The sequence below is a fragment of the Variovorax sp. P1_H2 genome (genome assembly GCF_056405295.1).
In genome coordinates this window covers 1-6,577 of the sequence record NZ_JBFUCJ010000201.1, presented here as the reverse complement: position 1 = coordinate 6,577, position 6,577 = coordinate 1, and the positions used below count along the sequence as shown (strand labels likewise).

Sequence of the window (6,577 nt, the reverse complement as noted above, 5' to 3'; positions counted from 1 at the left end):
GTGATCGTCGTGCCGCCCGTGTAGCTGTTCGTGCCGGTCAGCGTGGTCGTGCCCGCGCCGTTCTGCGCCACCGCCCCGCTGCCGCTGACGACGCCGCCAAAGCTCACCGCGTCCGACCGGTTGAACGCCAGCGTGCCGTTGTCGACCACGTTGCCGACGATCGAGCCGGTGGTGCCGCCATTGCCGATCTGCAGCGTGCCCGCGGAGATCGTCGTGCCGCCGCCGTAGGTGTTCGCGCCCGTCAGCGTCGTGGTGCCGCCGCTGATCTGCGAGAGCGTGCCGCTGCCGCTGATCACGCCGGCGAAGGTGATGAAGTTCGTGCGGGCGAACGCCAGTGTTCCGTTGTTCACCACGTCTCCGACGATGCTGCCGGTGAAATTGTTGTTGCCAATCTGCAGCGTGCCGGCGCCAATCGTCGTGCCGCCGCCGTAGGTGTTGGCGGCGGTCAGCACCGTGGTCCCGGCACCCGACTGCTCGACGTCGCCCGTGCCGCTGATCACCCCGCCGAAAACCGCGACGTCCGAACGGTTGAAGGCCAACGTGCCGCTGTTCGCCACGTCGCCGACGATCGAACCCGTGGTGCCGCCCGCGCCAAGCTGCAAGGTGCCGGCCGCGATCGTCGTGCCGCCCGTGTAGGTGTTCGTGCCGCTCAGCGTGGCAACGCCCGCGCCGATCTGGCTGACCGAACCGGTGCCGCTGATCGCGCCGCCGAAGGCCACGTTGCCCGACCGGTTGATGAGCAACGCGCCGTCGTTCACCACGTCGCCCGCGATCGAACCGGTCGCGCCGCCGTCGCCAATCTGCAAGGTGCCCGCCGCGATCGTCGTGATGCCCGTGTAGGTGTTCGTGCCCGTCAGCGTCGTGGTGCCGCTGCCGATCTGGTTCACCGTGCCCGTGCCGCTGATCGCGCCGGCGAGGGCAATCGCATTGGAGCGGTTGAAGGCCAGGGTGGCGTTGTCCACCACGTCGCCGAGGATCGAACCGGTCGTGCCGCCGTTGCCAAGCTGCAGCGTGCCCGCGTTGATCGTCGTGGGGCCGGTGTAGGTGTTGTCGGCCGAGAGCACGAGCAGGCCCGCGCCGTTCTTCGTCAAGGTCTGGCCGTTCCAACCCGTCGCCGAGGCCGCCTGGTTGCCCAGGGCCACGTCGACGTTGAAGGTGTCCCCGGGGTTCATGAGCGTGAAGGTGCCGTTGCCGCCGCCCGTGCCGCCGAGCCAGGTCAGGCCGAAGCCCACGTTGTAGTCGGCGCCGCTCTGCTGCCCGAGGATCGTGAGGTAGTCGACCGGGCTCGACGAACCGGCCGGGTTGAAGGACGTGAAGTTGCCGCTGATGCCGCCGCCCGTCGTGTGGATGATGGTGTAGGCATTCGCGGACAGTGCGCTCGCCAGAGCCGGCACCAAGCCCACGAAGCCCGTGACGTTCAGCGTCCCGTTCAGCGTCGCCGCGTTGGCCGTGACGAGCGGCGGATTCGCCGCCCCCACGTCGACGTTCAGCGTCGCGCCCGCCGCCTGGGCCAGCGTCCCGGAGAGGCTCAGCTGCGCGTTCGTGCCGATCTGCGTCGTGGCGCCGGCGCCGGTGGTCAGGCTCGACGCGGTGAACAGCCCGGTCTGCTCGAAGTCCAGCGTGCCGGCACTCACGGTCACGATGCCGGCGGTCGAGTTCCCGGCCGTCAACGTCGCCTTGCCTGCACCGGTCTTCTGCAACGCGCCGGTGCCCGTCAGCAGGTTCGCGAGCATGCTGTCGGTGGCGAAGTTGAGCTGGAAGGTGGCGCCGTTCGCCACCGCGCCGGTGCCGAGCGCATTGCCATTGGTCGCCGTCAGCGTGCCGCCGCCGGCCTGGATCGTCGTCCCGCCGGTGTAGCTGTTCGCCGTGCCCGAGAGCGTCAGGTTGCCGGTGCCGGACTTGATGAAGCTGCCCGAGCCCGCGATGCTGCCGGAATAGGTCGTGGCCGCCGTGCTGTTGTCGGTCAGAGTGGCCGAGCCCAGCAGGATCGCGCCCGAGCCCACCAGGTTGGAGACGGTCTGGTTCAGGTTGTTCTGACCGAGATCCAGCGTGCCGTCGACCGTCATGCCGGAACTCAGGCCGAATGCGCCGGTGACGCCGCCCATCAGCGTGGCGCCCGCACCCACCGCCGTGGCACCCGTGTAGGCGTTGGCCGGGGTCGAGAGTATCAGCGTGCCGCCGCCCTGCACCGAGAGTCCGCCCGCACCGGTGAAGCGCCCCGAGACGTTCAGCGTGTTCCCCGCATCGGGGATCGCGGTGACCGTTCCCGCCAGGATCATGTTGTTCGTCGCAGCCAGGATGCCGTTGCCGCCGAACAGGGCGCCATTCTGGAAGTTGATGGTCGTCGCGTCGAGTGTCAAAGTGCCGCCGGTCGCGGCGACCGTGCCGCCACCGGCCACGTTGACAGTTTGGGCGCGCAGGCTCGAATTGGCGCCGCCTCGCACGGTCCCCGCCGTGCCGGAGCCAGTGGTCACGAGAAAGGTGCCGGCCCCCACGGTCCCATAGTTCACACCGTCCGCGAGCGTGAAGTTGCCCCCCTGGACCGTGGTATTCGCCCGGATAGTCGAGTCGAACAGCGACGTCGCGCCGTTGTCGCCATGCAGGATGACCTCCCCGTCGCCGGTCTCGGTCACGGTGACGGTGGAACCGGCCGTCGAGCCGATCGGGTCATAGAGCTGGATTTGCTGCCCCGCGCTGGCGTTCAGGTTGAGGTTGCCCGAGGTCCCCAGATAGATGGCATTCGGCACGCCGGTGCCGGCCACCGGCCGCCCGCCGGCAACGGAAACGCCCTGCCGATTCCCCTCGAACCGGATGTTGTCCGTCAGCGCGTTGAGCGTGACCGTGCCCGATTGCAGATAGATCGCCCCGCCGCTGGTCGACGCCGAATTGTTCAGGAACTGCGAGCCCGAGGCCAGACTCACCGACGCAGCAGCCGAGTCGTAGAAGACGGCGCCGCCGTAGCCGCCGCCCGACCCGGTGCCGGACTTGACCGCGAAGTTGTTGGTGAAGATCGCCGGGGCTGTGAAGACGTACCGATAGTCGTAGGAACTGCCGTTTCCGAACGCGCTGATCGCACCGCCCCGGGCATTGCCGTCGCCACCCGTCGAATTGATGTAGTTGCCGTCGAACGTGACGGCGCCGTTGAACTGGACGATGGTGGCGCCCGATCCGGGGCTCAGGTAGCCGATGTTGATGGCGCCGCCGCGCGGATCGCCAGCGCCAGTCTGCCCGCTGCTGACGTAGTTCGCCGAGAAATCCGTCGCTGCGTTGAACGTCAATCTCGAATCGCCGCCCCAGAGGTCGATGGCACCGCCGAAATAGTTGGTGGCGCGGTTGTTGGTGAAAGTCACCGGCCCGTTGAAAGTCAGGACGCCCTGTCCCTGATACATCGACACGGCGCCGCCGTAGTTGCCCGTGGCGTTGGAATCGAAGACGACCCGGCCATCGAAATTCATCGTGCCGACATACATCGCGAGCGCACCTGCGGCGTCGCCGGCACCGACATTGTTGGAGAACGTGATGCCGTTTGCGCCCCCCGCCTTGACGTTCACCGTCGAGGAGGTCGTCGAGGATACGTTCATGTACATGACGCTGCCCTCGACGCCCGAACCGCCGGTGAAGTTGTTGAAGGTCACATCGTTCAGGTTGAGATTGACCGTGTAACCGTTGGTGCCGTTGTAGTAGAACAAAGGGTACCCCGTCGATGGGGTGCCCTGGAACTCCAGGTTCGAGAGCGTAGCCGTCGTCGGCGTGACGCTCGAGGAGGGATGCAGGAAACTGTTGGTGATCCCCCCTGTGGTGATCGTGTAGCCCGCGCCGTCCAGCGTCAGCAGTGCGCGCGGAGCCGTCTGGGGAACGCTGGTGTTCCAGACCGCGTCGCCGCCCAGAACGAAGTTGTTGTTGGCCGCGCTCAGGTTGGTGTTCAGATAAGCGCCGACATTCGTTCCCGCGGGAATGGTGACCTGGCCGAACGCCACCGGGGCGAGCGCCAGTCCGATTGCAAGCGCCGTCCACGGCACCACCGGGACACGGCCGGTTCCAGGCGATGCGCGACGCCTGGGCAGCGAGCGGACGCAACTTGCGCCACGGCCCGCGCTCCCCCCGCCGCTTCTTGCGTGTTCCGATGCAACGACGACCTGGCCACGATGCGCGTTCCATATCGCGCTGAATACTCGGTTCATGAGGCTCACATGCGCAAGCGCTATCCGTGTGAAGCCGTTCCCCGGCCCCCCAGGCGTCTTGTGTCGCTCCCCGAAATTGCAATGTGAGGGATTGAAAGCGTCTTGTCGACAAAAATGCTCCTGTTGACTTTTCCCTGAATCCGTGATCTGAAATGCTCTTTGGGTCAATTGGGCTGCGTTGTCACCCCGTGGACGTGCAATCCGACAGCCCGAGCCATGGCAGTGCCGAAATCAACGCGATGAAGTCTCCGACATCACGAGTCAGGACGATCAGGGCCGCCAGACCGTGCACGGCGACGAGCCCGACGCCAGTTGGTTCGTCGCCTTCAAGAACTGGATGCTGTCGCCGTTCGTGCGCGAAGAGCTGCTGTGAAGAAATCCGGACCCGCCTGACGCGCCGCGTCGATCCCTACAGCGTCCGACTGTTCGTCTACGCCGCGCGCGCCGGGTCGATCGTGCGCGCCGCGGCGCAGGAGCACATCGCCCCCTCCGCGCTGAGCCGCCGGATCGCCGACCTCGAGCGGCCTCCGATCTGTGCGATCGCTTCGGCGCCGACGTGCAGGTGTGCCGTGCGGCTCTAAAGTCCTTTGGCGGACGTCACGCGGCGCGACGGCGTCATCGTGCTGCCGCAGCTGCCCGGGTGAAACGCGCTCAGAGCTTGTCCCGACGGCTCACCGGCACGCCGGGCGCCGTGGGCGCATCGGCGCGCGAAGCTCCGTGGCCGACATTCACCAGCAGCCCGTGCATGGTCAGCATCTGCAGCGCCTCGACCTGCGTGAACTCCTGGTCGGTCGCGACGAAGCGCATTTCGTAGCTGCCCAGTCGAATGGCGTCCCCATGCGCGAGCACCTGGCTCTCGATGCGGATGTCGTTGACGAAGGTGCCGTTGCGGCTGCCGAGGTCGGTGATCGTGACGAAGGCCTGCTCGACATCGATCACCGCATGGTCGCGGCTGGCCTGCACCGAATCGATGATGACGTCGTTGGTCGCGCCGCGGCCCACCTTGTTGTCGTGGGGATTGAGTTGGACCTGTCGGGTCTCCCCGGCGGCGGTCATCATGAGGAGCATCGGCATCGCGTGCTCCTCGACCGCGTGCCTGGAAGGCAGATGCAGGATTTCGAAAAGATGTTCATGAGTGTCAGTGTCGGCCTTCGATTATCGGCGCCGCGGGCCATTGTTGAAGAGCGGCCGCGTCCGGGATGTGTCAGGCCTCGCCACGCCGCCGGCAGCTTGCGCAGGATCACCAGCCGGCCTTCGGCCGCCTGCGCCCGGACGTCGCGCTGGCCGACTACACGGCCTTCTGGCTGCTGCGGCGGCGTTGAGGCGGGCAGGCGGTCCGCACGGCGTGCGCCGCAGCGGCACCGGTCATGGCCACAGCATCACCGCGCAGACCGTGGACACGACCAGACCGGTGAGGACCGGAAACAGCAAGGCTCGCACGGCGGCAAGCACCGGCACCCGCGCGAAGCCGGCCACCGCGATCAGCGAGGACCACGCGATCAGCGTGCCGCCGCCGGTCCACACGGCGCCCATCTGGCCGACCGCGGCCAGCGTCGCCGGGTCCATGCCGGCGGCCGGCGCCAACGCCCCGGACAAGGTACCGGTGAGTGGCAGTCCCGCGAAGCCGGAGCCGTCGATGCCGGTGATCATTCCGACCAGCAGCACCCCGAAGGCGACGAAGGTGTGATTGGGCGGGATCAGGTGCTGGGCGCTCTGGATCAGCTCGAACAGCAGGTGCGGCGGCTTGGCGTCCGCCGCCATGCCGAGGATCGGGCCTGCGGTCTCGCCAGCGCCGATGAAGAAGAAGCCGGCGATCGGCAGCACCGACCCCATGGCCTTGAAGGCGAAGACGAAGCCGTCGGTGATGTGCTCGGCGCTGGCGTCGAGCATCTTGCGTGGGCCTTCCGCGGCCAGCGTCGCCAGGATCATCAGCATCGCCGCCATGCCGCCCACCAGCGTCGCCGCGGCTCCGCCCTTGAGTTCGGGCAGAGAGGGAATGGCCTTGGGCAGCACCATGGTCGCGATGACGGCCATGAAGGCCAGCGGCGTGACGATGGCGAAGACCTTGGACCACACGATGCGCCGCGCGCTCGGGGCCGCCAGCGTGTGCTCGATCTGCGCCTCGCTGAGAAAGGGCGCGTCGCGGCTGGTGCCGCGGGCGATCTCGGCCTTGTCGAAGGTCCCGGCCGCCGCCAGCGCGGCACTCCGGCCGTTGCCGGATTGCGCCTGCCACTCGACCAGGAGGCCATTGCTCGCCGGCAGGATCCGATGCCGCAGCGACAGGTAGGCGACCAGCAGCGCGATGACGCCCGTGATCAGCGACAGCACGAGCGCGCGATCGGCCACGACCGCCACCGACGCGCCCGCCGCCCGCGCACTGATGCCGGGCGCGACAC

General features: G+C 67.8%; 5 protein-coding genes and 2 pseudogenes. 3 read left to right on the top strand and 4 right to left on the bottom strand.

What is annotated here, in order from left to right:
- Together AC1D2E_RS34300 and AC1D2E_RS34295 are read right to left on the bottom strand one after the other, a co-directional pair.
- On the bottom strand, positions 1-4,022 hold a 4,022-nt coding region (locus AC1D2E_RS34300), incomplete at its 3' end, for a beta strand repeat-containing protein (protein WP_478201536.1).
- Positions 4,023-4,064: 42 nt separating this feature from the next.
- Positions 4,065-4,181, bottom strand: a pseudogene (locus AC1D2E_RS34295) (ESPR-type extended signal peptide-containing protein); the annotation flags it as partial.
- A 178-nt stretch (positions 4,182-4,359) separates the two neighbouring features.
- Here AC1D2E_RS34295 and AC1D2E_RS34290 point away from each other — a divergent pair.
- Together AC1D2E_RS34290 and AC1D2E_RS34285 are read left to right on the top strand one after the other, a co-directional pair.
- Positions 4,360-4,554 (top strand): hypothetical protein, encoded by a 195-nt coding sequence (locus AC1D2E_RS34290; RefSeq protein WP_478201537.1) that lies wholly within the window; start codon positions 4,360-4,362, stop codon positions 4,552-4,554.
- 16 nt (positions 4,555-4,570) lie between these two features.
- Positions 4,571-4,702, top strand: a pseudogene (locus AC1D2E_RS34285) (helix-turn-helix domain-containing protein); the annotation flags it as partial.
- Between the two features lie 130 nt (positions 4,703-4,832).
- Here AC1D2E_RS34285 and AC1D2E_RS34280 read toward each other — a convergent pair.
- On the bottom strand, positions 4,833-5,255 hold the full coding sequence (locus AC1D2E_RS34280) for an FHA domain-containing protein (protein ID WP_478201535.1): 423 nt from the start codon (positions 5,253-5,255) through the stop codon (positions 4,833-4,835).
- 125 nt (positions 5,256-5,380) lie between these two features.
- Between AC1D2E_RS34280 and AC1D2E_RS34275 the strand changes: the two genes are divergently transcribed.
- Positions 5,381-5,503 (top strand): hypothetical protein, encoded by a 123-nt coding sequence (locus AC1D2E_RS34275; RefSeq protein WP_478201534.1) that lies wholly within the window; start codon positions 5,381-5,383, stop codon positions 5,501-5,503.
- A 43-nt stretch (positions 5,504-5,546) separates the two neighbouring features.
- Here AC1D2E_RS34275 and AC1D2E_RS34270 read toward each other — a convergent pair.
- Positions 5,547-6,577, bottom strand: a 1,031-nt coding sequence (locus tag AC1D2E_RS34270) for a hypothetical protein (RefSeq protein ID WP_478201533.1), incomplete at its 5' end; no start/stop codon positions are given.

Excerpts from the sequence above, each read along its gene's own strand:
- AC1D2E_RS34280 (WP_478201535.1), bottom strand. The coding sequence starts at position 5,255 with ATGCCGATGCTCCTCATGATGACCGCCGCCGGGGAGACCCGACAGGTC.
- AC1D2E_RS34275 (WP_478201534.1), top strand. The coding sequence starts at position 5,381 with ATGTGTCAGGCCTCGCCACGCCGCCGGCAGCTTGCGCAGGATCACCAG.